The sequence below is a fragment of the Clostridium sp. DSM 17811 genome, from assembly GCF_018861905.1.
In the GTDB taxonomy this organism is placed as follows: Bacteria; Bacillota; Clostridia; order Clostridiales; family Clostridiaceae; genus Clostridium_AD; species Clostridium_AD frigoriphilum.
In genome coordinates this window covers 71,199-96,836 of the sequence record NZ_JAHLDU010000015.1, presented here as the reverse complement: position 1 = coordinate 96,836, position 25,638 = coordinate 71,199, and the positions used below count along the sequence as shown (strand labels likewise).

The 25,638-nt window shown below is 31.5% G+C and carries 21 protein-coding genes and 10 tRNA genes; all 31 read right to left on the bottom strand.

Features of this window, described 5'->3' with window-relative positions:
* Positions 1 to 103 precede the first annotated feature (103 nt).
* Positions 104 to 586, bottom strand: a complete 483-nt coding sequence (gene greA, locus KPL44_RS17275) for a transcription elongation factor GreA (protein WP_216252715.1) — start codon at positions 584 to 586, stop codon at positions 104 to 106.
* Positions 587 to 852: 266 nt separating this feature from the next.
* Positions 853 to 1,671 (bottom strand): hypothetical protein, encoded by an 819-nt coding sequence (locus KPL44_RS17270; RefSeq protein ID WP_216252714.1) that lies wholly within the window; start codon positions 1,669 to 1,671, stop codon positions 853 to 855.
* 108 nt (positions 1,672 to 1,779) lie between these two features.
* Positions 1,780 to 2,751: a tRNA dihydrouridine synthase DusB gene (gene dusB / locus KPL44_RS17265; protein WP_216252713.1), complete on the bottom strand. Its 972-nt coding sequence runs from the start codon at positions 2,749 to 2,751 to the stop codon at positions 1,780 to 1,782.
* A 57-nt stretch (positions 2,752 to 2,808) separates the two neighbouring features.
* Positions 2,809 to 3,588, bottom strand: coding sequence for a type III pantothenate kinase (locus tag KPL44_RS17260; RefSeq protein WP_216252712.1), 780 nt, complete (start codon positions 3,586 to 3,588; stop codon positions 2,809 to 2,811).
* A 295-nt stretch (positions 3,589 to 3,883) separates the two neighbouring features.
* On the bottom strand, positions 3,884 to 5,554 hold the full coding sequence (locus tag KPL44_RS17255; RefSeq protein ID WP_216252711.1) for a formate--tetrahydrofolate ligase: 1,671 nt from the start codon (positions 5,552 to 5,554) through the stop codon (positions 3,884 to 3,886).
* A gap of 340 nt (positions 5,555 to 5,894) precedes the next feature.
* A complete protein-coding gene (gene ftsH, locus KPL44_RS17250; protein ID WP_216252709.1) occupies positions 5,895 to 7,724 on the bottom strand; it encodes an ATP-dependent zinc metalloprotease FtsH in 1,830 nt (609 codons plus the stop codon).
* Positions 7,725 to 7,826: 102 nt separating this feature from the next.
* Entirely contained in the window at positions 7,827 to 8,363 is a 537-nt protein-coding gene (hpt, locus tag KPL44_RS17245; protein WP_216252708.1) for a hypoxanthine phosphoribosyltransferase, read from the bottom strand.
* Positions 8,364 to 8,365: 2 nt separating this feature from the next.
* Positions 8,366 to 9,760 carry a tRNA lysidine(34) synthetase TilS gene (gene tilS / locus KPL44_RS17240; protein ID WP_331702778.1) on the bottom strand — a complete coding sequence of 465 codons (1,395 nt, stop codon included), beginning with the start codon at positions 9,758 to 9,760 and terminating at the stop codon, positions 8,366 to 8,368.
* A 214-nt stretch (positions 9,761 to 9,974) separates the two neighbouring features.
* Positions 9,975 to 12,365 carry a stage II sporulation protein E gene (gene spoIIE / locus KPL44_RS17235; RefSeq protein WP_216252704.1) on the bottom strand — a complete coding sequence of 797 codons (2,391 nt, stop codon included), beginning with the start codon at positions 12,363 to 12,365 and terminating at the stop codon, positions 9,975 to 9,977.
* A gap of 305 nt (positions 12,366 to 12,670) precedes the next feature.
* A tRNA-Met gene (locus tag KPL44_RS17230) sits at positions 12,671 to 12,747 on the bottom strand.
* Between the two features lie 5 nt (positions 12,748 to 12,752).
* Positions 12,753 to 12,828, bottom strand: a tRNA-Met gene (locus KPL44_RS17225).
* Positions 12,829 to 12,836: 8 nt separating this feature from the next.
* Positions 12,837 to 12,922 (bottom strand) — tRNA-Leu (locus KPL44_RS17220).
* 68 nt (positions 12,923 to 12,990) lie between these two features.
* Positions 12,991 to 13,066 (bottom strand) — tRNA-Met (locus tag KPL44_RS17215).
* 4 nt (positions 13,067 to 13,070) lie between these two features.
* Positions 13,071 to 13,159 (bottom strand) — tRNA-Leu (locus KPL44_RS17210).
* 70 nt (positions 13,160 to 13,229) lie between these two features.
* Positions 13,230 to 13,305 (bottom strand) — tRNA-Met (locus KPL44_RS17205).
* Between the two features lie 69 nt (positions 13,306 to 13,374).
* Positions 13,375 to 13,450 (bottom strand) — tRNA-Met (locus KPL44_RS17200).
* A gap of 150 nt (positions 13,451 to 13,600) precedes the next feature.
* Positions 13,601 to 13,677: transfer RNA gene (locus tag KPL44_RS17195), tRNA-Met, on the bottom strand.
* Positions 13,678 to 13,682: 5 nt separating this feature from the next.
* Positions 13,683 to 13,758, bottom strand: a tRNA-Met gene (locus tag KPL44_RS17190).
* Positions 13,759 to 13,763: 5 nt separating this feature from the next.
* Positions 13,764 to 13,852 (bottom strand) — tRNA-Leu (locus KPL44_RS17185).
* 150 nt (positions 13,853 to 14,002) lie between these two features.
* Positions 14,003 to 14,416, bottom strand: coding sequence for a S1 domain-containing RNA-binding protein (locus tag KPL44_RS17180; RefSeq protein WP_171298551.1), 414 nt, complete (start codon positions 14,414 to 14,416; stop codon positions 14,003 to 14,005).
* 81 nt (positions 14,417 to 14,497) lie between these two features.
* Positions 14,498 to 14,770, bottom strand: a complete 273-nt coding sequence (locus KPL44_RS17175; RefSeq protein WP_216252702.1) for an FtsB family cell division protein — start codon at positions 14,768 to 14,770, stop codon at positions 14,498 to 14,500.
* 93 nt (positions 14,771 to 14,863) lie between these two features.
* On the bottom strand, positions 14,864 to 15,268 hold the full coding sequence (gene yabQ, locus KPL44_RS17170; protein WP_216124292.1) for a spore cortex biosynthesis protein YabQ: 405 nt from the start codon (positions 15,266 to 15,268) through the stop codon (positions 14,864 to 14,866).
* Positions 15,269 to 15,275: 7 nt separating this feature from the next.
* Positions 15,276 to 15,569, bottom strand: a complete 294-nt coding sequence (gene yabP, locus KPL44_RS17165; protein WP_216252701.1) for a sporulation protein YabP — start codon at positions 15,567 to 15,569, stop codon at positions 15,276 to 15,278.
* A gap of 139 nt (positions 15,570 to 15,708) precedes the next feature.
* Positions 15,709 to 15,969 (bottom strand): RNA-binding S4 domain-containing protein, encoded by a 261-nt coding sequence (locus KPL44_RS17160; RefSeq protein WP_216252699.1) that lies wholly within the window; start codon positions 15,967 to 15,969, stop codon positions 15,709 to 15,711.
* 107 nt (positions 15,970 to 16,076) lie between these two features.
* Positions 16,077 to 16,352, bottom strand: a complete 276-nt coding sequence (locus tag KPL44_RS17155; protein WP_216124296.1) for an HU family DNA-binding protein — start codon at positions 16,350 to 16,352, stop codon at positions 16,077 to 16,079.
* Positions 16,353 to 16,450: 98 nt separating this feature from the next.
* Positions 16,451 to 17,896 carry a nucleoside triphosphate pyrophosphohydrolase gene (mazG, locus tag KPL44_RS17150; protein WP_216252696.1) on the bottom strand — a complete coding sequence of 482 codons (1,446 nt, stop codon included), beginning with the start codon at positions 17,894 to 17,896 and terminating at the stop codon, positions 16,451 to 16,453.
* 17 nt (positions 17,897 to 17,913) lie between these two features.
* Complete coding sequence (locus KPL44_RS17145; protein ID WP_216252694.1) at positions 17,914 to 19,452, bottom strand: putative polysaccharide biosynthesis protein; 1,539 nt, start codon at positions 19,450 to 19,452, stop codon at positions 17,914 to 17,916.
* A gap of 164 nt (positions 19,453 to 19,616) precedes the next feature.
* A complete protein-coding gene (spoVT, locus tag KPL44_RS17140; RefSeq protein WP_216252692.1) occupies positions 19,617 to 20,168 on the bottom strand; it encodes a stage V sporulation protein T in 552 nt (183 codons plus the stop codon).
* Between the two features lie 247 nt (positions 20,169 to 20,415).
* Positions 20,416 to 21,411, bottom strand: a complete 996-nt coding sequence (locus KPL44_RS17135) for a peptidylprolyl isomerase (protein WP_216252690.1) — start codon at positions 21,409 to 21,411, stop codon at positions 20,416 to 20,418.
* A 71-nt stretch (positions 21,412 to 21,482) separates the two neighbouring features.
* Complete coding sequence (gene mfd / locus KPL44_RS17130) at positions 21,483 to 25,004, bottom strand: transcription-repair coupling factor (protein ID WP_216252689.1); 3,522 nt, start codon at positions 25,002 to 25,004, stop codon at positions 21,483 to 21,485.
* A gap of 60 nt (positions 25,005 to 25,064) precedes the next feature.
* On the bottom strand, positions 25,065 to 25,628 hold the full coding sequence (gene pth / locus KPL44_RS17125; protein ID WP_216252722.1) for an aminoacyl-tRNA hydrolase: 564 nt from the start codon (positions 25,626 to 25,628) through the stop codon (positions 25,065 to 25,067).
* Positions 25,629 to 25,638 lie beyond the last annotated feature (10 nt).

The following is a 25,638-nucleotide window of genomic DNA, read 5'->3' as shown; positions in this document are numbered from 1 at the left end:
ATTTGTAGCAGCTTTATTATTTATAAAAACTTGTTTTATAAAAAAATTGTTTTACATTAAATCATCTAATGCGTCGCTGCAATATTAAATAACTTTTAAATAATTACGCACGTCGTACTTCTAATATTTCATATTTACTAATACCGTCTGGCACAGTAACCTCTATAACTGCTCCTACTTTCTTACCAACAAGCGTTCTTCCAACTGGCGATTCATATGATATTTTATTTACCATTGGATCTGCTTCTGCTGATCCTACTATATAAAATTCAACCTCTTCATCAAATTGGTAGTCCCTTACCTTGACTATAGCTCCAATACTCACTACATCTTTTTCAATATCATTCTCATCTACGACGCTTGCATTTCTAAGCATTGTTTGTAATTGCAATATTTTTCCTTCTACAAATGCTTGCTCATTCTTAGCATCCTCATACTCAGAGTTCTCACTCAAATCCCCATATCCAAGTGCTACTTTTATCTTTTCCGTTATTTCTTTTCTCTTGACGGTCTTAAGAAGTTCTAATTCTGCCTCCAACTTTGTAATGCCCTCATAGGTCATCACATATTGTTTTGGTTCACTCATATATTTCTCCCCTTTTAAATTTTTATTACATAAGTTAATAACCATTTATAAAAACCACTATAAATTAACAATACCATGGTATGTTGCTCCCCCTCCATGATAGTGTTTTTAAACATATAAGAAATGCACTTTATATAATATAAGACTAATAAGTCAAATTAATGAATTATTTCTTCTAAAATTTATTATTATAATAACAATCATGTAACTATTTAGCCATTATAAATCAGAGAGTCGATATTGTCAATATATTTTATTGAAATATACTAACCTATTACATTATTATTGAATTTTATTTCTTTTAAATGTATGTCATTGTACTTAAGCGCCTTTTCTATATCATTTTCTTGCATTTGACATAATATTGCTCCTACAAGTTCTATAGATAAATCGGTTTCATTAATATTCCAAGGCACATTATAACTTACATCATTTACTGCAATGATATTTTGTTGTTTATTCATACTATTATCTAAGAACCAAACTAAATTTCCACAACCAAATTCATGATTTTTAGATGAAATAATAAAATCTGCTATTTTAGTAGCATAAATTTCATCATTTGTTACAATAGGTGATACCCCATAACTTGCTATTATATAATCTGAAAGTTTTCTAACTTTCACTAAATCGGATGACAAAAGTACAATGTATTTGCTGTATTTAGCAAGCTCTTCAATAATATTATTGTTTATCATATCACAAGCATCGTAAACTACAATGCAGCAGTTCTTAAGACTTTTTTTTCTCACTCTAAGCATGAGTTGTACACTTTTTATAACACTAAAAGCCAAAAATCTCTTTTGAAATTGATTATAATACTTGTAGTCCATAGTTCTTAATGTTTTTAGTGATAATTGTACTTCTCCACATTTAGATATTTTTTTAGCATAATTTACATTATTATAGTATGCTCTCTTATTAAAATTAGGAGGCATACGTACATTTATCAATTTAATATCTAGTTCTTTAATATATTCATTAGTTATTATTTTCGTCTTTAGTTTATCCTTAATTCTACTTGAAAATCCAAATTCATTATAGGCATTATCTATATTTGAAGTTACATATAATATTGGATTCATCCATACACACCTTATAAATTAATGTATTACTATCTTATTCAGTGTTAATTCTATAAATTCATGTTTTAACTATATATTTATAGTCCTTGCTCAAACTTTTAAAAACTTTTAAACAGTCTTCAAAAACTCTTTGTACTCTAAAAGCAATTGCTTAACTTCACCATAATTTTTTTTAGTGTTAATTTTATTCTTAATTTCTGTGCAATTGGTAAGGCCTTTAATATACCAAGCTGTGTGTTTTCTCATTTCTCTAACTGCCTTAATTTCTTCATAATATTTTACAGCTAAATCCAAATGCCTTATACACATATCTATTTTCTCATCCTGCGTAGGGTATATGACCTCTTCTTTATTTATTGCCTGCATAACTTCTCTAAAAATCCATGGATTACCCATGGCCCCTCTTGCAATCATTATAGCATCGCAACCAGTAATTTCTTTTATCCGAATAGCATCCTCTACAGAAAATATATCACCATTACCTATCACGGGTACTTTAACGCTTTCTTTTACAGCCCTTATAATATTCCAATCAGCTTTGCCCTCATACATTTGTTCGCGAGTCCTGCCGTGAACCGCAATGGCATCTATACCGGCATCTTCCATGTATTTAGCAAATTCTACAGCATTAATACTATCTGAATCAAAACCTTTTCTAAATTTGACTGTAACAGGCTTTGTAGAAACCTTCTTCATTTCTTTTATTATTTGAGCTGCAAGTTTAGGATTTTTCATTAAAGCAGATCCCTCACCATTTTTCACTATTTTATGTACCGGGCACCCCATATTTACATCTACAATACATATATCATCCCTTGTATTGAAAATTTCACAAGCACTAGCCATAATCTTAGGATCATTTCCAAATATCTGAATAGCTACAGGTTTCTCCTCGCTCGATATTCGCATAAGCGACTGCGTATTACTACTACCATAATACATTCCTTTAGCACTTACCATCTCAGAATACAAAAGGCCACAACCTAGTTCTTTGCATAACCCTCTAAATGCAATATCTGTGATTCCTGCCATAGGAGCTAAAAAAACATCACTTTTAAATTCGATATTTGATATTTTCATTAAATCATCTCCTTGGTCGCTGTAATATTAATGACTTCTGAAATGTCATTAAAGCCCCTATTCCCTATTTTTCTCATAAATCATTCTAAGCCCTTCTAATGTGAGATTGGGATGGAACTCATCAATAGCCGAAGAGTTTTTGGTTATTAAGTTTGAAAGCCCTCCTGTTGCAACTACAAAAGGTTCTTCTTCTCCCATATTAATCATTTCACTTTTCATTTTACTAACAATATACTCTACCTGTCCAATATATCCATATATTATCCCCGACTGCATACTTGCAACAGTATTTTTACATATAACTGTATCTGGTTTTATAAGTTCCACCCTCGGTAACTTTGCAGCTCTCTCAAACAAAGCTTCTGAAGCTATTTTGATACCAGGGCATATTGTTCCACCTAAATAATTAGCATCTTCACTTATAGCACAAAAGGTTGTAGCAGTGCCAAAATCAATTAAAATTAATGATCTTTTATAAATTGCATGAGCAGACACAGCGTTAACAATCCTATCTGCACCTACTTCTTTAGGATTATCGTATTTTACATTTATACCAGTCTTTATACCTGGTCCAACTATCATAGGTATTAAATCAAAATATTTTCTTATCATATGTTCTAGCGAATACATAATATTGGGAACAACAGAGGAAATTATTACTCCTTTAATGTGTTCTACCTTTATGTTTCTCTGATGAAATAATTGCATTACTTGAATCCCATATTCGTCAGCAGTTCTTTTTGCATCAGTAGAAAGTCTCCACTCCACAAGTAATTCCTTTTCCTTAAAAACTCCTAATACAGTATTAGTATTTCCAACGTCTAAAACTAAAATCACTTTATACACCACCTATATAATATAAAACGACTTACAAGTCGCTTTATGATTTTCCTATGTTAAAACATAATAATAGCATATCAAATACAATAAAACATCTATATAAAACATTGCTAATTTATCAATCTAATTCTAACAATTTGAATATATTTGTCAAGTTAAATATTTATAATAAATTTTATATCAAATATATTTATTTGCATTTTTAATACTATGTATTGCTACCCAAAAATAAGGATGTTATAGATATAGTCTATAACATCCTTATCAAAATAAAGCAATACCATTAATTTTTTTAGAATAGACCTGTAATAGTACCATCTTCAAAAATATCCATCTTATTCGCCGCAGGAATCTTCGGAAGCCCTGGCATTGTCATTATATTTCCCGTTAAGGCCACAATGAAGCCAGCTCCATTAGATATAGTAATTTCTTTTATATTTATTGTAAAATTTGTTGGTCTTCCCAAAAGCTTTGGATTATCTGACAAAGAGTTTTGAGTTTTAGCAACGCATATAGGAACTTTATCTAACCCAAGTTTTTCTATTTCAGCAATTTGCTTATTTGCAGATGGACTATATTCTACGCCATCGGCTCCATATATTTCCTTGGCAATAATGCTTATTTTTTCTTTTATAGGCAGTTTAACATCATATAGAACCTTAAAGTCACTTTTATTGTTTTCAATAGTGTCTATTACTTTACTCGCAAGTTCTAATCCTCCATCTGCACCCTTTTCCCAAACCTCGGTCAAATCTACTTTAACACCCTTTTTAACGCAAAATTCTTTTATACATTCGATTTCTTTTTCAGTATCTGTAACAAATTTATTTATTGATACCACTACCTGAACTCCATATTTTTCAATATTTTCTATTTGTTTTTCTAAGTTTCCAATTCCTTTTGAAAGTGCTTCCACGTTAGGTTCGTTTAATTTATCTTTTTTTACTCCACCATGATGTTTTAGTGCTCTTATTGTAGCAACAAGAACCACGCAATCTGGTTTTAATTTACCATATCTACATTTAATATCAAAGAATTTTTCAGCACCTAAATCCGCTCCAAACCCAGCTTCAGTTACAACGTAATCTCCTAACTTTAAAGCCATTTTCGTTGCTAGTAGACTATTGCAGCCATGAGCGATATTAGCAAAAGGTCCGCCGTGTATTATGGCTGGAGTATTTCCTAATGTCTGAACTAGATTTGGTTTTATAGCATCCTTCATAAGTAGCGCCATCGCACCATTCACAGCTAAATCTTTACAATAAATTGGGTTACCTCCTAGGTCATATGCAACCAAAATCCTACCCATTCTTTCTTTTAAGTCCATAAGGTTACTCGCCAAACATAAAATAGCCATTATTTCAGACGCGACAGTTATCATAAACCCATCTTCACGAGTAAATCCATTAGGCTTACCACCAATTCCAACAATAATATGTCTTAAAGCTCTATCATTCATATCCATAACTCTTTTAAATATAATCTTTCTACTATCAATTCCAAGCACGTTACCTTGCTGAATATGATTGTCTATAGCTGCTGATAATAAATTGTTAGCGGCAGTTATAGCATACATATCACCTGTAAAATGCAAATTTATATCCTCCATTGGTACCACTTGCGCATATCCACCGCCAGCAGCTCCACCTTTAATACCGAATACTGGCCCAAGTGATGGTTCTCTTAATGCTATCACTGCATTTTTACCTTGTTTGCATAATGCCTCAGCAAGTCCTATTGTAACAGTAGACTTACCTTCCCCTGCTGGAGTAGGATTAATAGCTGTAACTAATATTAACTTCCCATCTTTTCTATTTTCATTTCTTCTTAGTACGTCAAGTGAAATCTTTGCTTTATATTTTCCATATAAATCAATATCATCCTCACCTAATCCCATCTTCTGCGCAACTGTACTTATATGTAACATCTTAGCACTTTGTGCAATTTCTATATCACTTTTCATATGCTTCACCCCTTATATATAAATTAAACAGAAAGCATTCCTTTATAGAAATTATTCCTGTTATAGTTCTAAATATGATTTTATTATTATCTTGTTAAATCATCTCTTGTGGTACATATATATACTTTTAAATTTACTTAATTGGATTAATTATTAAAATCCATTTCTGTTTATTCCCTTATAGAATCAATCTTTTATATTATATCACAATTTATATCAAATGTTTAAATAGGAGTTAAGTAAATCTTCAGAAGATTCTTATGATAAGATATTATTTAGTTTATTTTTAGGCTAAAAAAAGACATACAGTAATTTCTGTATGTCTTTTAACCTCAATAATCTATGATAATTCTATTTCAGCTGATTCTGTTCTAGCAATTATAGCCTCAAATTCAGCACCCTCTAGTTTTTCTTTTAAAAGTAATTCTTGAGCTACTGCATGAAGTTTACCTATATTTTCATCAAGAATCTTTTCGGCTTTTGCATATGCTTCGTCAATAAGATCTTTAACTTCTGAATCTATTTGGAAAGCTACTTGTTCACTAAAGTTTCTACTTTTACCTAAATCTCTCCCGAGGAATACTTCATTATGGTCATTGCCAAAAGATATTGGTCCAAGCTCGTCACTCATACCATACTCCATGACCATTTTTCTTGCTATAGATGATGCTCTATCAATATCATTTTTAGCACCAGTGCTAATATCTTTCATTATTAGTTTTTCTGCAACTCTACCACCAAGCAGTCCAACCATCTCATCTTTAAGCTTTAACTTTGAAGTATAAGATGTATCTTCTTCAGGCAAATGCATTGTATATCCACCTGCCATACCTCTTGGTATAATGCTTATTTGATGAATAGGATCTGATAATGGAGAATACTTCATTACCACCGCATGCCCAGCTTCATGATATGCAGTTAATTTCCTATCTTTTTCACTAATGACCCTACTCTTTTTCTCAGGTCCTGCAATAACCCTAGTTACCGCTTCATCAAGTTCTACCATTTCTATAACCTGTTTATTTTTTCTTACAGTAAGCAATGCAGCTTCATTCATTAGATTTTCTAGATCTGCACCAGTAAATCCTGGTGTTCTCTTAGCTAATACGTCAAGCTTTACCTCATCTGCTAATTGCTTATTTTTAGAATGTACTTTAAGAATCTCTTCTCTTCCCTTAACATCAGGTGCACCTACTAATATATGTCTGTCAAATCTGCCCGGTCTTAAAAGAGCCGGATCTAGTATATCTGGTCTATTGGTCGCAGCTATCATGATTATACCTTCATTAACACCAAACCCATCCATTTCAACTAATAGCTGATTCAGAGTTTGTTCTCGTTCATCATGACCACCACCAACACCAGCACCTCTTTGTCTACCTACTGCATCAATCTCATCAATAAATATTATACAAGGAGCACTTTTTTTGGCTTGCTCAAATAAATCTCTTACTCTTGAAGCTCCAACCCCGACGAACATTTCTACAAAGTCAGAGCCCGATATACTATAAAATGGGACTCCCGCTTCTCCTGAGACAGCTCTTGCAAGTAAAGTCTTACCTGTACCTGGTGGACCAACAAGTAATATTCCCTTAGGAATTCTTGCACCTGCATCTAAGTATCTTTTAGGTTGTTTTAAGAAATCTACAACTTCCGCAAGCTCGTCCTTTTCTTCATCTTCACCCGCGACATCATCAAATGTAACTTTCTTCTTATCTGGCGTGGCAATCTTGGCTCTACTTTTACCAAAATTCATTACCCCTCTATTACCGCCGCCACCGCCGCCTTGCGATTGTTGCATATACATAAACCAAAATGCTACTAGCATTAAAATAATAAGAAGTGTTGGTACTATTTGCAACCACATCGGCATGCTTGCTGGTTTTATATATGTTTCTGTAACTTTGTCATTAGGATGTTCATCCATAACTTGCATTAATCTCGATAGTGGAACTATCGTTTCGTATTGTGTCCCGTCAGCTAATTCTCCCGTTATTGTTTTATCTTCTCTTACTTGAACACTTTTAATATCTTTCTTAATCCACTGTTCTTGGAATTTATCAACACTGAGTGTGGTATCCTTTTTATCAGCATCTTTAAAGGTCACCGCTGCAAAAATCACGAGTACAAATACTACGAGCCAAACTGATGCACTAGAAATCTTTTTCATTAGAACCCCCCCTCTCTTTTCATTTATTATGAAATTTTATCACATTAAAAAGCACTTGACAATAATATATATATATTAATAAGTAATTATTATAATACACACTTATTTATAAATTTCATCTTTTAATATTCCTATATACGGTAAATTTCTATATCTTTCCGCATAGTCCATACCAAACCCTACAATGAAAAAGTCCGGTACATCAAACCCTACATATTTAACATCTATATCTACCTTTCTTCTTTCTGGTTTATTAAGTAAACATATAATTTCTAAGCTACTTGGTTTTCTTGCAGATAGACACTTCATTAGATATTTGAGTGTAACACCTGAATCTATAATGTCTTCTACTATCAGTACGTCTTTTCCTTGAATTTCAAAGTCTAAATCCTTAAGAATTCTTACAACTCCTGAAGTTTTAGTTGAATTTCCGTAACTCGATACTGCCATAAAATCCATTTTACATGGAATTGTAATTTCTTTTAACAAATCTGACATAAATATAACTGAACCCTTTAAAATACCAATAAGTATAAGATCCTTACCATAATAATCTTTACTTACCTTTTCACCCATTTGCCTGATTTTATCCCTTAGTTGATCTTCATTGTAAAGTACCTCTTTAATATCGTTATTCATTTTTATTCCTCTCTTCCAATTCTAATCTGCAATATATTTTTAGTATCCTTTGACACCTTGAATTTTTCACTAACCCTATACCCAACTACCCAACTTATATCGTCCCCAAAACATATTAAAGGTATTTCATTTCTTTTAGACTTGGGTATTTTTAAATCAATAAACAAATCCTTTATTTTTTTATTACCATTCATACCAAGTGGCATGAATTTATCCCCATCTTTTCTATGTCTTAGTATTATCGGCTCATTTATCTGATCATAATCGAAATATTTAATATAATCAGTTCCTGTAAATTCAGTAGATTTTAGTTTGGGTATAACATCAATTTTAACTACCCTGTTTAAAGAATGAATAATATTCTCCTCATTAATATTTAAGTAATATTGATTATCATTAGCTTCAATCTCTTTTACATACATATATATATGTATATCTCCATAAGAATTCTCAACTATTATGTTTTTGGGTAACATTATGTTTTTACCTGTATCATGTTTTTGAAGTTCTATAATACTTAATACATGAATTTCTTCAAAATTGTATAAATTATGATTCACAGCAAGTAAAGCACTTCTAATTATTCTACTTAGAATTGCTTCATGCAGACTAAATGCACTCTTATTTATTATAACTCTTTGCTGACTTATCTCACAATGTTTTTCATATTCTTTCTCAGAAACAATTTTCAAAAAGTCATTATCTTTTTTCACAATATTTGATAATCGATTTAACGTTTTAATTATATCTTTATTAAAATTTTCTTCCATATATGGAATAAGCTCAAGCCTAACTTTGTTTCTTGCATAAATATTTTCTAAATTTGATTTATCTATCCTAGGATTAATATTATTAATAGAATTGTATTTTTCAATTTCTTTTCTACTAAGTTTAAGTATGGGTCTTACATATATTCCATCGCGAACTGGTTTAATGCCAACCATTCCCTCAATGCCTGTTCCTCTCATTATCCTCATTAAAATAGTCTCTGTTTGATCATTTGCATTATGGGCTAGTGCAACCTTATTAGCATTTAATTTAATTATAAGTTCCTCAAAAAAATTATATCTAACTTCTCTTCCTGCCATTTCACAAGATAAGTTTCTTTCCCTAGATACTTTATGTATATCCACTTTATTGCTATAAAAAGCTATATTCAAACTCTCACAAGTTTTTTTTGCATATTCTTCATCTTTATCTGATTCTTCTCCGCGAAGACAATGATTCAAATGTGCACCTACAAGTGTAATTCCAAGCTTATCTTTTAGTTCATTCAAAATATAAAGCAAACATGTTGAGTCAGGTCCACCAGAAACCGCAACTATAACTTTATCGCCTTCATCAAACATTGAATTTTCTTTTATAAAACTCATTACCTTTTCTGACAAAACTTTCACTTCCCAAATTTATTTTTGAAATATTCTACGCTGTACCTCTATTGTATATATTATTCCCATATTACTATATCATACTACAATATAATATAGTAACTTATATACTCCATTTTTTTAAACATTCTTTAAACATCATTTTAAAAAGATAAAAATGAAGAATCTAAAGAAGACTATTTCCTTCTTTAATTATTTTCTCCATTTTCAAATTTTGTATATGCTAATATAAACTATATATTTTTGAAACTAGAACAGTCATATCATCCTTTACCTTATTTCCGCTTAATTTTTTTGCCTGCGCGAGCAGACCTTCAGCTAAATCCTTAGGATTATTACAGTTGTTTTTACCCAAATAATCAACTACCCAATCTACTCTACCTACATTTTCATCATTATAATCTAATACTCCATCACTTATCATAACTATAACATCCCCATTTTTTAGCTTCATTTGTTGAATGTCTATATCCGCCTTATCTAAAACACCAATAGGAAGCGATTTAGATTTTATGATTTCTAAACTATCACCAGATTTTAAAAATGTTGCAACTGCTCCTACTTTTAAGAAATCAATTTTGCCAGTATATAAATCTATACTACTTAAATCAATTGTCGAAAATTTTTCTTCTTCAGAAAATCTCAATGTCATTATCGAATTTACAGTATTAATAGCCGTAATTTTACTAAATCCTGCCGATGTAAACTTTTCTATTAATTCAACAGCAGCCTCGCTCTCTCTACCTGCTTGGGGACCCGATCCCATGCCATCACTAATAACTGACATATAACTTCCATCGGAAAGCTTACCAAAGCTATAACTATCTCCGTTTTGTTTTTCACCTTCTTTACACTGCCTAGCCACACTTGATACTACATGAAACTTAGGTGTTTCTTCAATATCTACCTTACACATGTTTGTCTTTGAATCTATGCAGCACCCCTCATCACTAACGCACATAGATTTTCCTGTAACTCCATTTATAATAGGTAATAAATCCTTAACACACATTTGCCTTCCACTACAAGCATCAAGTGATAATTTAACACTAAGTCTTCCTAACTTATCATTCAAACACATAAGATCATTATGCTTAATTCTATTTTTATCTAAAGCTCTGCATACAAGTTTCTCCATAGCAGAATCTATTTGAATCTCCGAATTAAAGTCTTCAACAATTTCTCCTACAGAATCTGCCATATTACCAATCTGATTTGCTAAAAGCTCCCTACCCTCACTAAGTCTTGTTCTCCACATTTCATTTATAATGTGTTTATTAACAATATCCTCTGCATTTTTAAGTATGGCAGTTCTCTTTATACATTTTCTTTCAATTTCATTAGGTACAATATTACTTTTTTTCTCAAAATTCTGAATTAATTCTTCGAATGCTGCATATGTATAATGTAATTCTCTTTTCCAGCACATCGATTTCATATTACAATTACTACACACCCTATCTGCAAGATTTTCAACGAGCGCGCTACTTTTACCTTTCATAGCTAACTTATCATTATCTACTAAATTATTTACTATATCAGACATATTAGAAAGTACATCTGAAAAATTATTTAGCCGCCCTACAAATGTATCCTTAATTTTATTTATATAACCCTGCTCTATGCTTTGCTTTTTTTTATCCGAATTAAACTCTATAGATAATTTATCGTAAGTGTTTTGTGGTATTAGTAGAAATATTACCCCTGCCACAAACGCTTCAAATAGTATAAAGGTAGATCCAGTACTACAATATATCTTTATTATTGAGAAAGCTACTACATAAGATATAACACTTAAAATTTTTCCAGTCTCTTTAAAAATTCCTGTTATTAAACCACATATGCCATACATCCCTATAAACACGATCATATTTGGCGATGACATGCCTACAATGATACCCATAGCAACTCCCGATGCAGCACCTGCTCCACTTCCATTAATGTATGCTATCATTATAACAAATGTCAGACCTAAAATATTGGTGATTGATATAGTGAAAACACTGAGACCCCAGGTACCTGCTATAATTAATGAACTTATAATTGACATGCTTATTATTTCTTCATTTGAAAATATATGTTTTGTTTTAATCTCCTTAAAGCATAAAAGACTATAATCAAGAATAAAATATAAAGGGAAGATACATAAAACCAGAAAAAACGAATTTAGAAACGCCATTAAAGGACTTATCCTAACTATAAAAAAATTATAAATAAACAATTCGAACATAATAATAACAAACATACTAGCTAAAGCTTTAGTTTTAACTTCCATTTTGTTAAATACGTGGCTTAAAAGGGCTATAGTAACTATTATTACTAAATATGATGGTAAATTATTTATATTTTTATATAAAGTGATATATCCTAAAAATGTACCGCTTGCTGTAATTATTGAAATTTTGTCATCATTAACAAATATTATAGCTATTAAGAAAGCTACTCCAAATGGTGCTGTATTATTAATAAGAATAACTCTGCTTATTAATAATCCAATCGTAAAATAAAGAATTCCTCTTAAGATTAAATTAATATTCACTGCATTTTTCTTTTGTATTTCGCCCTTTACCTTTCTAACTCTTTCATATGGAAATATATCAATTCCGTATTGCATATTACAAATCACCCACCTTTAATATTTAGGTCTTCATTATAACAAATTCATATGGAAATAATTGTCATAAAGTGAGATGATTGTATATTTTTTATGAGACAATAAAATTTATATTTTTTATACCATAATTATACATTTCCCTATAATATAAAAAAACCTACTATATTAATATAGGGGGTTTCAGATTATTAAATGAAGCTTGTCATTTCTTGCAATTATATATTCAAGAAATTTATACTTATATGTTTTTTTATCAGCATTTTAAAATAAACGAAAAAATAACTCATAAGTTTCCTTATGAGTTATGGTAGCGGAAATAGGACTTGAACCTACGACCCTTCGGGTATGAACCGAATGCTCTAGCCAGCTGAGCTATTCCGCCATATTTGGTTGCGGGAGTAGGACTTGAACCTACGACCTTCGGGTTATGAGCCCGACGAGCTACCAACTGCTCCATCCCGCGATATTTAATGCTGAAGACCGGAATCGAACCGGTACGGTGTTTAACCACCGCAGGATTTTAAGTCCTGTGCGTCTGCCAGTTCCGCCACTCCAGCTTATTTACTTTTAACTGTTTTTATTAAAACAATTTATTTAATTACTAGGTCTAATGATTTAAGTTTAATGGTTGCGGGAGTAGGACTTGAACCTACGACCTTCGGGTTATGAGCCCGACGAGCTACCAACTGCTCCATCCCGCGATATTGGTGCTGAAGACCGGAATCGAACCGGTACGGTGTTTAACCACCGCAGGATTTTAAGTCCTGTGCGTCTGCCAGTTCCGCCACTCCAGCTTTTTTAATTGTAAGTAAAACTTACTAGCAACTTTCACTCAGTTTACATTTTAAGTTGTTTATAACTTAATGGTTGCGGGGACAGGACTTGAACCTGTGACCTTCGGGTTATGAGCCCGACGAGCTACCAACTGCTCCACCCCGCGATATTAACACTTAAAATTATTAACTATTTTATATTATTTAACCTATGTAATGAGTTATCTAAAACTCATTGGTTGCGGGGACAGGACTTGAACCTGTGACCTTCGGGTTATGAGCCCGACGAGCTACCAACTGCTCCACCCCGCGACATTAATGTTTAAGGTTAAAATATTATTAACTATGTAATCTTAACTTGCTATTAAATGAATTTTTAAAATCATTTTCAATTATATACTAATATATATACATTTGTCAATAGCCTTCGCATAAAAAACATATTAGTTTCAAATATATATATGGTAGCGGAAATAGGACTTGAACCTACGACCCTTCGGGTATGAACCGAATGCTCTAGCCAGCTGAGCTATTCCGCCATGTTTGGTTGCGGGAGTAGGACTTGAACCTACGACCTTCGGGTTATGAGCCCGACGAGCTACCAACTGCTCCATCCCGCGATATTTGGTGCTGAAGACCGGAATCGAACCGGTACGGTGTTTAACCACCGCAGGATTTTAAGTCCTGTGCGTCTGCCAGTTCCGCCACTCCAGCCTACTTGCTAGCTTCTTAATTCAATATAAAACGATACCTCTTGGCAACATGTTTTATTATATATGATGTATAAACTGTTGTCAATAACTTTTTGTTTTTAAAATAGGAACTAAATACTTAGTTCCTAAAAATGATTCTATTCACTGTTTACTAATAACTTGAAGTTTTTTTACTATATCCTCTGCCTTTTCCTTCTTGATGTTTTTTAACATCTTGAAATCTTTCTTCACTGTCTTTTAAAAATTTAGTCATTATATCTTCAAACCCACTTACATTTGATTTGTTTTTTTCTTTATCCCAATCTATCTCCATTGGTTTAATAGACTTTTTAGGAACTCCCGCTTGTTTTATTGATAAACTTATTTTACCATTATCATCAACAGAAATTACTTTAACTTTTACTATATCATTTTCTTTAAGATGATCATTAACATTTTTAACAAATGTATCTGAGACCTCAGATATATGCACTAGTCCTGTCTTGCCCTCCACTTCTACGAACGCACCAAAATTGGTGATATTTACTACTTTACCTTCTACAATACTTCCAGCCATTAAGGTCATATTAAAAAGACTCCTCCTTAAAAATTATGTTTTTTATTTTATATATTAATTTAATAATAAGTATAACATTAATTATATCGTTTAGTTTTTATTGTCCATTACAGGAGTTTCACCTTCTTTAACAAGACCTAAAATTTCTCTTGCCAATTTCTCTATATATTTGTCAGTTTTAGATAACTCTACTTCATCCTGCAATGTTTTCTTTTCTTCTTTTTTCTTTTGTAATTCCACATTGTACTTTTGTAATTCTTTTTTTTGTCTGCCCATGGTTGCTTGTTGCTGAATAAAAAGATAACTTACATACACAAGCACAAAAATTAATACAAGGCCTCTAATATTAAACTTTTTTTTCATATCATATACCCTTTTCCTTTCCATGGAATGAGTATTCTTTAAGTTTCCTAAACCTATTCTAATTTGTATTTCACATTACTTCAAGCTATTTCTTTATAATTTATCTTTTTTTTTTATTTTAAGCTTATAAAACAATAAATTAATAGGGTATAATACTACATTCATTGCAACTCTAAATAATTTTCCATTAAATTTTAGTGATCTATATTGCAATTTAATAAAAATTCTACTTATAAGTTTTAAATATAAGTATACCCCTATTATTAAACATAAATACACATAAAAGTTTATGTACCCCTCATTAGTATACATCAAAAATACAAAAACAACTATAGAAGTTAATGTCCAAAATAGTAAATCCTGTATTATTGTTAAGATTTTATTAGGATTTTCAAATCCTCTTATCAATCTATATATATCAAAAGATACTCCTGTTATTATTCCTGATAACAAACTAAAGATTATAAGTCTGACTTGGTCTATAATAGAAATTATCATAACGCGTCTACCTAAACAATCTTGCTATTACGCTATCTTTTTTAACTTTGCCTTTATCGCTCGTGTATACAAAAGAATCAACTTTCCCAGTTATTATAACATCTCCATTTTGCACGTCTAACTTATTCATCTTTAATTCTTGTCCTTTTACCATCATTGTTCCAACGTCTGTGTTTAATAATATCTGATTTTCATTAAAGTTTATAACCTCTATAACACCATTAATAGTTAACTTTCTTCTATTTTCAAGCGTTAAATTACTTTTCTTATCTTCTATTTTTGTTTCTTTTTTTGCTTCCATAATATCCTCCTTATTAATTTTACCATTAAAAATCGGGAACTAAGAAGCTATTCTCAATTCTTAATTAATGACATATTATTATATTCTTATAAAATATATATGCTTATTAATCTTAATTAAGAATTATATTTAATAACATTTATTCTTTGTCTTCTTTACCTGAAATCATTTCATACATTTCTTTTGCACTTTCTTTTGTAACATGTTCTGAAATATTTATAATTTTAGCTGTTAAAATTTGATTTGCAAATTTTATTTCTATAGTGTCACCTTCAGATACAACTGTACCCGCTTTAGCAACTTTATCATTTATAGATACTCTACCGCTCGCGCAGGCTTCTTTTGCAATGGTTCTTCTTTTTATAATTCTTGAAACTTTCAAATATTTATCTAATCTCATTTATACTTCCCCTTTTTAATATTTTTAGCATTATAAGAATTTATAAATCAAAGTTTCTAAAATAAAAAACCTAGATATACATCCAGGTTTTTTACATAATAGCAAAATTATTTATTTACTATATCTTTAAATTCTTTACCAGCTTTAAATACTGGAACTGTTGAAGCTGCAATTTGAATTTCTTCCTTTGTTCTTGGGTTTCTACCCATTCTAGCTGCTCTAGCTCTTGTTTCAAAAGTTCCGAATCCAACTAATTGAACTTTTTCACCTTTTTCTAATGTTTCCTCAATGCTTTCTATAATTCCTTTTAGAGCTGCTTCCGCATCTTTTTTTGTTAGATTAGATTTTTCTGCAATGCTTGTTATTAATTCTGACTTATTCACTTTTGTTACCTCCTTGTTATAAAATACACTATTAAAGCATATTCTTCACGAATTTTGAAATTCCTTCTTTTTGACCAATTTTTATTTTATAAATAAATTTATAATCTTTTAGATTTGTTCCATAATTTGTCCATATCTGCAAGTGACATCTGATTTATATCCAAACCTTTGTTCCTTGCATTTTCTTCTATGTACCCAAAGCGATTAATAAACTTATCTATAGTATAATTTACTGCAAATTCAGGGTCTATGTCAAGTAGTCTAGCGATATTTACTGTAGAAAACACCAAATCTCCCACTTCTTCTAGTATTTTTGCCCTGTTTTCACCTTTATATACATCCCTTACTTCTCCTAATTCCTCGATCACCTTTTCCATAGCATCTTCAAGACATTCAAAATCAAAACCCACTTTTGATGCTTTTTGTTGAACTTTGACCGCCTTCATTAAACCTGGAAGATTTTTTGGAACATGCTTTAGAGCATCTGTATAACTATTAAACTGTTTTTCCTTACTCTTAATAATTTCCCAACTTTCTAAAACCTGCTTCGTAGTCTTACTTTCTAAACTTTTAAATATATGAGGATGTCTATTTATCATCTTATTTGTGATTCCGCGAATAACATCATTTATATTAAAATAACCTTCTTCTTTTCCAATTTTGGCATGGAATATTACCTGTAATAACACATCCCCCAATTCCTCTATAAGATTATCCTCATCTTTTTCATCAATAGCTTCTAAAACTTCGTAACATTCTTCGATAAGGCATTTTTTCAAAGATTCGTGGGTCTGTTCTCTATCCCATGCACATCCATTTTCATCTCGAAGCGTATCCACAACTTTAATTAAATCGTAAAAATCTTTTGTAGCATCTATTTTTTTAGGTATATATATTGAGGTTAAATAATCAATATCCTTTTGCCTATCTAATTCATATAAATAAATCTTTCTAGTACTTTCAAGATCTTTTATACCTGCTGCGCGAACAAAATAAATTTCCATATCTGCTTCATAATACTCAAGTAAGGCAAGTTTTACATCAGATGCTATAGAAAGACTATATACTTGAGTTATTAATAATCCTACTCTTTTATCTAGAACTTGGTTTTCTATATCAAAGGCATCTATAATTTTTAATCCTTCAATAGGATCTAATTTCAAACTTTGAATTACTGCATCTATAAAACTAACTGCTGGGAAAATTTCTATATCAATTTTATTCTTTGCACATAACTCTATTAAAAGTTTAACAGAAGTTTCTGCAACAAGGGGATGACCCGGCACTCCGTAAATAATGTCTCCATACAGTTTGTGCTTGCAGGCAAGATCTTCTGCAATAGACCTATATACATCATCAAAATTATTATTTTCTTCATATCTATTATCATAAGTCTCAAATTCAATACACAATGTTTTTAGGTAGTCTACAGTAGGATGTTTTTCTGTTCTTAAATAAATATTTTTACTGTTTTTAAGAATTTCAAGCGTCCCTATAGTTAGTGAATCTATCGCCCCTGGCCCAAGTCCCACAACTTTAATCATTAACTTCCACTCCTTTTTTATTTATTCCTTAAAAATTTATTCTTAATTTCTTGATACTCAAATACCCTAAGCAAAAATATAAATATTAAATAAACAATACCGCCTATTAATATGGATATTATACAAGATAACCCTCCACTCATTGTATAATTATAGACAATAGCATCACTAAATACAACTGCAACTATCATTATAATAGCAGCAATGGCTGGTTTAACAAAAGCATCGATCTTGTTGAATTTTATATTTAAACTTTTCTTTAAATCATGCATATTTAATAAACAACTTGTTATATATCCTAAAATTGTTCCTATAACTGCCCCATAAATATTTACGAATGAAACCGAAACCAATATGTATGTCACAATAACCTTTACGATACATCCTAAAGCCAAATTATATACAGGTTTCATATAATTACCTATGCTTTGTAATATTGCTGTACTCGTTTGTGTTAAGATTACAAAAGGTATACATATTGAAATATATTTAAGTATTTCATATCCTGCTGCATCCTTCATAAAAACTAAATGCATTATAGGATAGGCCATAAAAAACATTCCTAAAGAAGATGGCAATGATATAACATTAGACAATTTTACAGCCATATCTACCCTTTTAATCAACTCTCTGCGCCTACCCAAATAGAATGCCTCCGCAATTATAGGTACTAGAGACGCACATAACGCCACAGAAAGGGCTAAAGGTACATTCATCAAGGTAAATGCTTTCCCAGTCAATTGACCATACATAACAGCCGATTGTAAATGTGAAAATCCTGCTTTTAGGAGTTGTTGTGGTACTAAAACAGAATCTATTAATGACATAATAGTCCCTACTGCCGCACCAAGTGATATTGGAATTGCAGCCTTACCTAAATCACTCAAAATATGCTTATGTTTGATTTTTTTTCTTACTGGTATTTCTCGTATCACCTTAAAATATGTTGAAACTAAATATATACTTCCCATAATTGCACCAACCAATGTTCCAAGTGCTGCTCCTCCAGCTGCATATTCAATCCCCTTTGGAAATAATAAATATGCAAAAAAAACTCCAGCCACAACTCTTCCAACTTGCTCTATTACTTGCGAAATCGCAGTAGGCCTTACATTTTGTAATCCTTGAAAAAAACCCCTAAATGTGCACATAATAGATACGAAAATTGGTGCTGCAGCTATTGCCAAAAAAGCATAATATGATTTACTATCCCATTTAAGCAATGATATAATGGGCCTTGCAAACATTATCATAAATGTAGTAAATACCGAACCTAATATAATCATAAAAATAAGCGTTTGTCTTAAGACCTGCCCAGCTCCCTCCTGATCATTTTTAGCGTTCATCTCGGCAATAAGTTTAGACATAGCTATTGGCACTCCTGAAGCTACCGCCACAAAGAACATGTAGAGAGGATAAGACATCTGATAATATCCCATCCCCTCATCTTTTATAAGTGCTTGTATTGGGATTCTAAAAAACAGCCCTAAAAATCTTGCAAATATACCTGCCATTCCAAGTATAATAGTTCCTTTTATCAATGAATGTTTCTTCATAATAACCTCCTTATAATCCTATATTGCTGTAAATTTATACATCCTACGATTATAATTATTTAATTTAAGAGATTATTATTACTAATACTTCAAAAAATAAAAGTATATATTACTGCAACTATGTTTCAATTGCTTAGTAATATATACTTTATAACCTAATACAACTATTGTTCCATTTGTTTTCCTAAAAAAGATGCTGCAGTTTCAGCCAATTTTAATTCTAAATTCCCAAACTTTATTCCTGGCTCTGTCGAAATTATTAGTACTGCGCCAATTGCATCTCCTTCTGTTATTATAGGCGCGATTACTTGAGCACTGTATTTATTCTCAATTTCATCATCATACAATGATATTACTTTTTCAAAGCCTTCACCCAAGACAATGGGTTTCCTATTTTCCATTGCTTTTTCTAATTCAATACTAACCTTTTTTTCAACATACTCTTTCTTAGGACACCCACTTACTGATATTATATTATCCTTATCGCATATAATTATCGCATTTCCAATAGTTTGTTGTAATGATTCAGCATATTCCCTAGAAAATTCACTTAATTCACCTATAGGCGAATATTTTTTTAAAATAACCCCACCTTCTCTATCCGTAAATATTTCTAGTGGATCTCCCTCTCTTATTCTAAGCGTTCTCCTTATTTCCTTAGGAATAACAACTCTCCCTAAATCATCTATACGTCTTACTATACCAGTTGCTTTCATTTAAATACTCCTCCTTATATAAAACCTTATATAATATACTAGCTCTATTATTATCTTTCAAAACTTGAAATTTTATGCACATTTGTATATGTTTAATTTTAAAAAAGAAAATAAGGAGGATTCCTACTTATTTTACTGCTTTTTTTCACTAAATAATTTTATAATTCTATATTAACAAAGTAAAAAAAACAAAGAATACCTTTTTTATATCGGTATTCTTTGTTTTTTAAAATTTAAAATTTAAAATTTATAAGTTTTTATCAATTTTTGTTACATTAGCTTCTTTCGTCCATTTTGTCATTGCTGCTGTCCATGCGGTTTCTTTATTTTTTGCTAAAAGAGTTTTTTCTAATTCTGCCTTAACAACTTCAAATTTCTTTGCAGGATAATTTGTTCTTGCAACATCTTTTATTAAATGATATCCAAATTGAGTTTTAACTGGTGCTGAAACTTTACCTGCAGGTACCTTAATAGCAGCTGCCATAAACGTTGCATCCATTCCAGTATAATCGAATTTAAAAGTTCCTAACTCTCCACCAGCGGCTTTAGTTCCATCTGTCCCTTTTTCTTTAGCAAGTTTAGCAAAATCTTCACCGGCATCTAAACGCTTCTTAATAGCTACTGCCTCTGCTTCTGTTTTAACTAAAATATGAGCTAAATGAATTGTATTTGGCTTTGTTGAATATAACGCTAAATTAGCATTATAGTATGCCTTTGCCTCTGCGTCTGTAACTTTAACATTTTTTGTAGTTTCAGTCTTTAATGCATCTTGAATAACGCTTGGCTTAATTCTTGCCTTTAATGCCTCTTCTGTTATACCAGCTTGCGCTAGCGCTGCTTTATACTTTGCATCCGTTCCTAAGCTTTTCTTAATCTCTAATAATTGCTTATTAATTTCTGCATTTAATTTAGCATCTGTAGGCACTAATTTGAGCTCTTTCGCTTTATAAGTTACAATCTCCTCATTAATTAAGCCTGCTAATACCTGCTGTTTTTGAGTCGTTAACGCCGTCATAGCCTCGGTATTAGTTGTGTAATTTGCTCCATATTGTGTTTGCAATTGTTTAATAACACCTGGTAATTGCGCTTCTATTTGTCCTTTTGTTATCTTAGTACCAAAAACCTTTGCTACTTCAGTTTTTGCAATACCTTCTGGTGTTTTTTCAATCATATTACAGCCAATTAACGATGTAGCAAACAACGTTATTAAAGCCGCACTAATTATTTTTTTTACGTTTTTCATTTTACTTCCCCCATTCTTATGTATATCGTCATTAATTTTTTTGATACGATACCATTAATTTTAACACTAATTTACTTTATTTCAACTATACTTTTTATACGATTAACAATTTCTATCAAACTTGTAAGTACTTCCTCTTTAATTGAATTTTTAAATTTATATGAAAACGCTGGCTTATTTCCTAATTTGAATACAATACTTCTATTATATTTACTAACCAAAACTTTAACTACTTCTTTATTTATTCGTTCAGCCCTATCAAATTCTAATATTATCTCATCCTTGACCTCTTTAATTTCTATTATTCCTACTTTAGCAGCTATACATCTAAGGTATGCAATATTCATAAGGTTTTCAACGCAAGATGGTATGTCTGAGAATCTATCTTCTATCTCTTCTTGTATTTCTTGCATATCTTCCAGACAATCAATAGCTGCAATTTTTTTATAAATTTCAATTTTCTGAGACTCATCTTCTATATAAGTTCCAGGAATATATGCATCTATCTTAATTTCAACTGAGGTTTCAATAGGTTCCTTTTCAACATCGCCCCTTATATTCTTCACTGTTTCTTCAAGCATTCTACAATATAAATCATAACCTACAGCTGCCATATGACCATGTTGCGCACCACCCATCATATTTCCAGCTCCCCTAATTTCAAGATCCCTCATTGCTATCTTAAAACCCGACCCAAGCTCCGTAAAGTCCTTAATCGCTTTAAGTCTTTTCTCAGCAACTTCTGTTAATACCTTATCTTTTTTGTACGTTAAATACGCATAAGCTATTCTATTTGACCTACCAACTCTACCTCTTAATTGGTATAGCTGAGAAAGCCCCATCTTGTCTGCCTCATATATTATTATTGTATTAGTGTTTTGGATGTCTATTCCTGTCTCAATGATTGTGGTACACATCAATATATCATACTTATTCTCCATAAACTCTATCATTATAGACTCGAGTTCTCTCTCTGTCATCTGCCCATGTGCAATACACACTCTTGCTTCTGGAAGTAGATTTCCAATGTATGCCGCCATATCTTTTATTGTTTCTACCCTGTTATAAACAAAGAAAACTTGACCTTTTCTATTCATCTCTCTTAGTATAGCATCCCTTATTAATTGATCATTAAACTCCACCACATAGGTTTGTATCGGATACCTCTCCTCTGGTGGTGTTTCTATTACACTTATATCGCGAACACCAGTAAGTGACATATGAAGAGTCCTTGGAATTGGCGTAGCTGTTAACGTAATTACGTCTATGTTTTTTCGAAGGCTTTTTATTTTCTCCTTATGAGTCACCCCAAAACGTTGCTCCTCATCTATAATTAATACCCCTAGATCTTTAAATTTTACATCGCTCTGAATAATCCTGTGCGTCCCTATTAATATATCTACATTTCCCTCTTTCGTAGCTTTAATAACAACTTTTTGCTGAGCCGGTGTTCTAAATCTACTTACCATCTCAACTTTTACAGGAAAATCTGAAAATCTTTTGGTAAGATTTTTATAATGTTGCTCTGCGAGTATTGTAGTTGGCACTAAAAATGCTACTTGTTTACCATCCATAACTGCTTTAAAAGCCGCCCTAACGGCAACTTCTGTTTTGCCATATCCAACATCTCCGCATATTAACCTATCCATCGGTTTATCCGATTCCATATCTTTTTTTATTTCCTCAATTGCTATTAGTTGATCTGGTGTTTCATCAAATGGGAATTCATCTTCAAATTGTTTTTGCCATATAGTATCCTTGCTATATTTATGTCCCTTAAGTGTAGCCCTAGTAGCATAAAGCTTTACCAAATCCTCTGCAATATCCGCAATTGAATTTTTAACTTTATTTTTAGCCTTAACCCATTCTGCTCCGCCCAGTTTACTGATTTTTGGAGCCTTACCTTCACTACCAATATATTTTTGTACCAAATCTAATTGTTCCACCGGAACATAAAGTGTGTCTCCAGAATTATAGCTAAGATCTAAATAATCTCTTTTGTGACCATGGACTTCTAATTGCTTAATTCCTTTGTATACACCTATTCCATGATTTACATGAACAACATAGTCCCCCAATTTAAGTTCTGTAAAACTTTTAAGTTTACTTGCTCCCTTTTTATTAGCACGACTAACAGCTTTTCTTTTTGATCCACCAAAAACCTCTTTGTCAGATATAATGCATAATTTTAGCTGCGGGTACTCAAACCCCTTTAATTGATTACCAAAGGTTACAACCACTTCTCCAAACTCAATTTTAGAAATACTGTCCTTATAGACACTTTCAATTCCTTTATCACGAAGCGTATCTATAAGTCTTTCGCCTCTAGTTCTTGTGCCCGATAAAATTACAGTCTTGTAGCCCTTACTTTTTTTATCCTTTATGTCCTCGATAAGCATATCTAATTGTCCATGATAATCATAAATAGTAATTTGAGAAAAAGATATTATTGATCTTGGCTTAAGCACTTTTGTAGTTTTAGCAATAGCGTTTATTGTCATAATTTCAAGACTTTCTAACTCTTCATATATACGCTGCTTCTCAATTAAAACTTCTGCTTGTTTAGGAAGTATACTTCCTCGCCTTAAAGAAGTTTCATAATTTTCTTCAAACTCAAGATATACACTATCTAATTTACCTTGGCATCTTTGTGCATCATCAACTACTATAAATGCTCCTGACATATAATCTAAAAAAGTAGATGTAGTATCATAAAAATAAGGCATATAACTATCAACGTCTTTAAAACTTCCTGTTTCTTTAAGTGCTTCTAAGTTAATATTAACCAGAGACGTTATTCTTTCTATAGCTTCTTTATCCTTTTTCTTATGTAAACTTCCGATCATATTTTCTAAATCTTCCTTTATCTTGTCATAACCTTTTTTTCTACTATCCTCAGTTAGTATAATTTCTTTTGCTGGGAATATTTCTATTTTTTTTACCTTATCTATACTCCTTTGGGTTTCACTATTAAATGTCCTTATAGAATCTATTTCATCGTCATAGAGTTCTATCCGAAATGGTAACGCAGATATAGGAGGATATAAGTCCATTATCCCTCCCCTTATACAAAATTGACCTTTAGTCTCTACTCTATCTACTCTATCGTACCCACATTGAATTAATTTTTCTGAAAAGGCATTAAAATTTAGTGTGCCTCCTACCGATAATTTAAAAACATATTTTTGAAGCAAATTCACCGGTATATAGGTAGCCGATATTGCTTCTATACATGTAATTATTATTTTCTTGCCACCTTCAGTAATTTTTTTCAATACCTTAAGTCTTTCCCATCTTAAATCACCTGATACAGCATCTGCGTTATAAAATCCCATTTCTCTAGTTGGATAATAATACACGTCGTTTACATAGAAAGATAAGTCCTCATAAATATTTTTAGCCTCTACATCACTGTGTGTTAAAATCAGTATTGATTTATCTAGTTCTTCATATACACCATTCACTAAATAACCCTTTGCTGATTCTGAAAGTCCATATACTCCAATTGGGTATACATTTTTTTCTATATTACTTAGGATATCTTTAAATTGATTACTTTCCTTTAAAGGCTTCATAAGCCCACTTAGTCTCATGTTAACACCTCTCACTCATTACATAAATGTATAAATAGTATTTTAATAGAATTACTTTTTTTAAGCATTAAACCCATTAAACTGATTCATAGCCTCACTGCATCCCTTTTCAATTATAGTTTGGGTTGCCTGTATAGTCGCCTCAAAGGTCTTTTCGACAAGTATTCGCTGCTCTTTAGAAAATCTTCCTAAAACATGAGGTATTAGTGCCCTCTCTGGTTTCCCTACGCCTATTTTTATTCTAACAAACATGTCAGATGACAAATTCTCAATAATGCTTTTTAAACCATTATGTCCGCCAGCACTACCCTTACTTCGTATTCTTAATTTACCTGCATCCAAACTAATATCATCATGTAGTATGATGATATTTTCACTCGGAATCTTATAAAATGAGGATGCTTCTCGTACACTTTCCCCACTCAAATTCATATATGTACTGGGTTTTAATAAAATAACTTTATTAGAACCTATATTAATTTCTGCGCATACACCTTTAAATTTTATCCTATTAATTGATACATTATACTTATCTGCCATCAAATCAATTACATCGAATCCTACATTATGTCTTGTATGTCTATATTCATCTCCTGGATTCCCCAGTCCAACTACTAAATACATCATTACCTCC

Excerpts from the sequence above, each read along its gene's own strand:
- greA (WP_216252715.1), bottom strand. The coding sequence starts at position 586 with ATGAGTGAACCAAAACAATATGTGATGACCTATGAGGGCATTACAAAG.
- dusB (WP_216252713.1), bottom strand. The coding sequence starts at position 2,751 with ATGAAAATATCAAATATCGAATTTAAAAGTGATGTTTTTTTAGCTCCT.
- mazG (WP_216252696.1), bottom strand. The coding sequence starts at position 17,896 with ATGATTAAAGTTGTGGGACTTGGGCCAGGGGCGATAGATTCACTAACT.
- pth (WP_216252722.1), bottom strand. The coding sequence starts at position 25,628 with ATGTATTTAGTAGTTGGACTGGGGAATCCAGGAGATGAATATAGACAT.
- KPL44_RS17270 (WP_216252714.1), bottom strand. The coding sequence starts at position 1,671 with ATGAATCCAATATTATATGTAACTTCAAATATAGATAATGCCTATAAT.
- spoIIE (WP_216252704.1), bottom strand. The coding sequence starts at position 12,365 with ATGCAATACGGAATTGATATATTTCCATATGAAAGAGTTAGAAAGGTA.
- KPL44_RS17180 (WP_171298551.1), bottom strand. The coding sequence starts at position 14,416 with ATGACCTTAATGGCTGGAAGTATTGTAGAAGGTAAAGTAGTAAATATC.
- KPL44_RS17160 (WP_216252699.1), bottom strand. The coding sequence starts at position 15,969 with ATGAGATTAGATAAATATTTGAAAGTTTCAAGAATTATAAAAAGAAGA.
- KPL44_RS17135 (WP_216252690.1), bottom strand. The coding sequence starts at position 21,411 with ATGAAAAACGTAAAAAAAATAATTAGTGCGGCTTTAATAACGTTGTTT.
- hpt (WP_216252708.1), bottom strand. The coding sequence starts at position 8,363 with ATGAATAACGATATTAAAGAGGTACTTTACAATGAAGATCAACTAAGG.
- KPL44_RS17145 (WP_216252694.1), bottom strand. The coding sequence starts at position 19,452 with ATGAAGAAACATTCATTGATAAAAGGAACTATTATACTTGGAATGGCA.
- KPL44_RS17175 (WP_216252702.1), bottom strand. The coding sequence starts at position 14,770 with ATGAAAAAAAAGTTTAATATTAGAGGCCTTGTATTAATTTTTGTGCTT.
- mfd (WP_216252689.1), bottom strand. The coding sequence starts at position 25,004 with ATGAGACTAAGTGGGCTTATGAAGCCTTTAAAGGAAAGTAATCAATTT.
- yabQ (WP_216124292.1), bottom strand. The coding sequence starts at position 15,268 with ATGATAATTTCTATTATAGACCAAGTCAGACTTATAATCTTTAGTTTG.
- yabP (WP_216252701.1), bottom strand. The coding sequence starts at position 15,569 with ATGGAAGCAAAAAAAGAAACAAAAATAGAAGATAAGAAAAGTAATTTA.
- spoVT (WP_216252692.1), bottom strand. The coding sequence starts at position 20,168 with ATGAAAGCAACTGGTATAGTAAGACGTATAGATGATTTAGGGAGAGTT.
- KPL44_RS17255 (WP_216252711.1), bottom strand. The coding sequence starts at position 5,554 with ATGAAAAGTGATATAGAAATTGCACAAAGTGCTAAGATGTTACATATA.
- ftsH (WP_216252709.1), bottom strand. The coding sequence starts at position 7,724 with ATGAAAAAGATTTCTAGTGCATCAGTTTGGCTCGTAGTATTTGTACTC.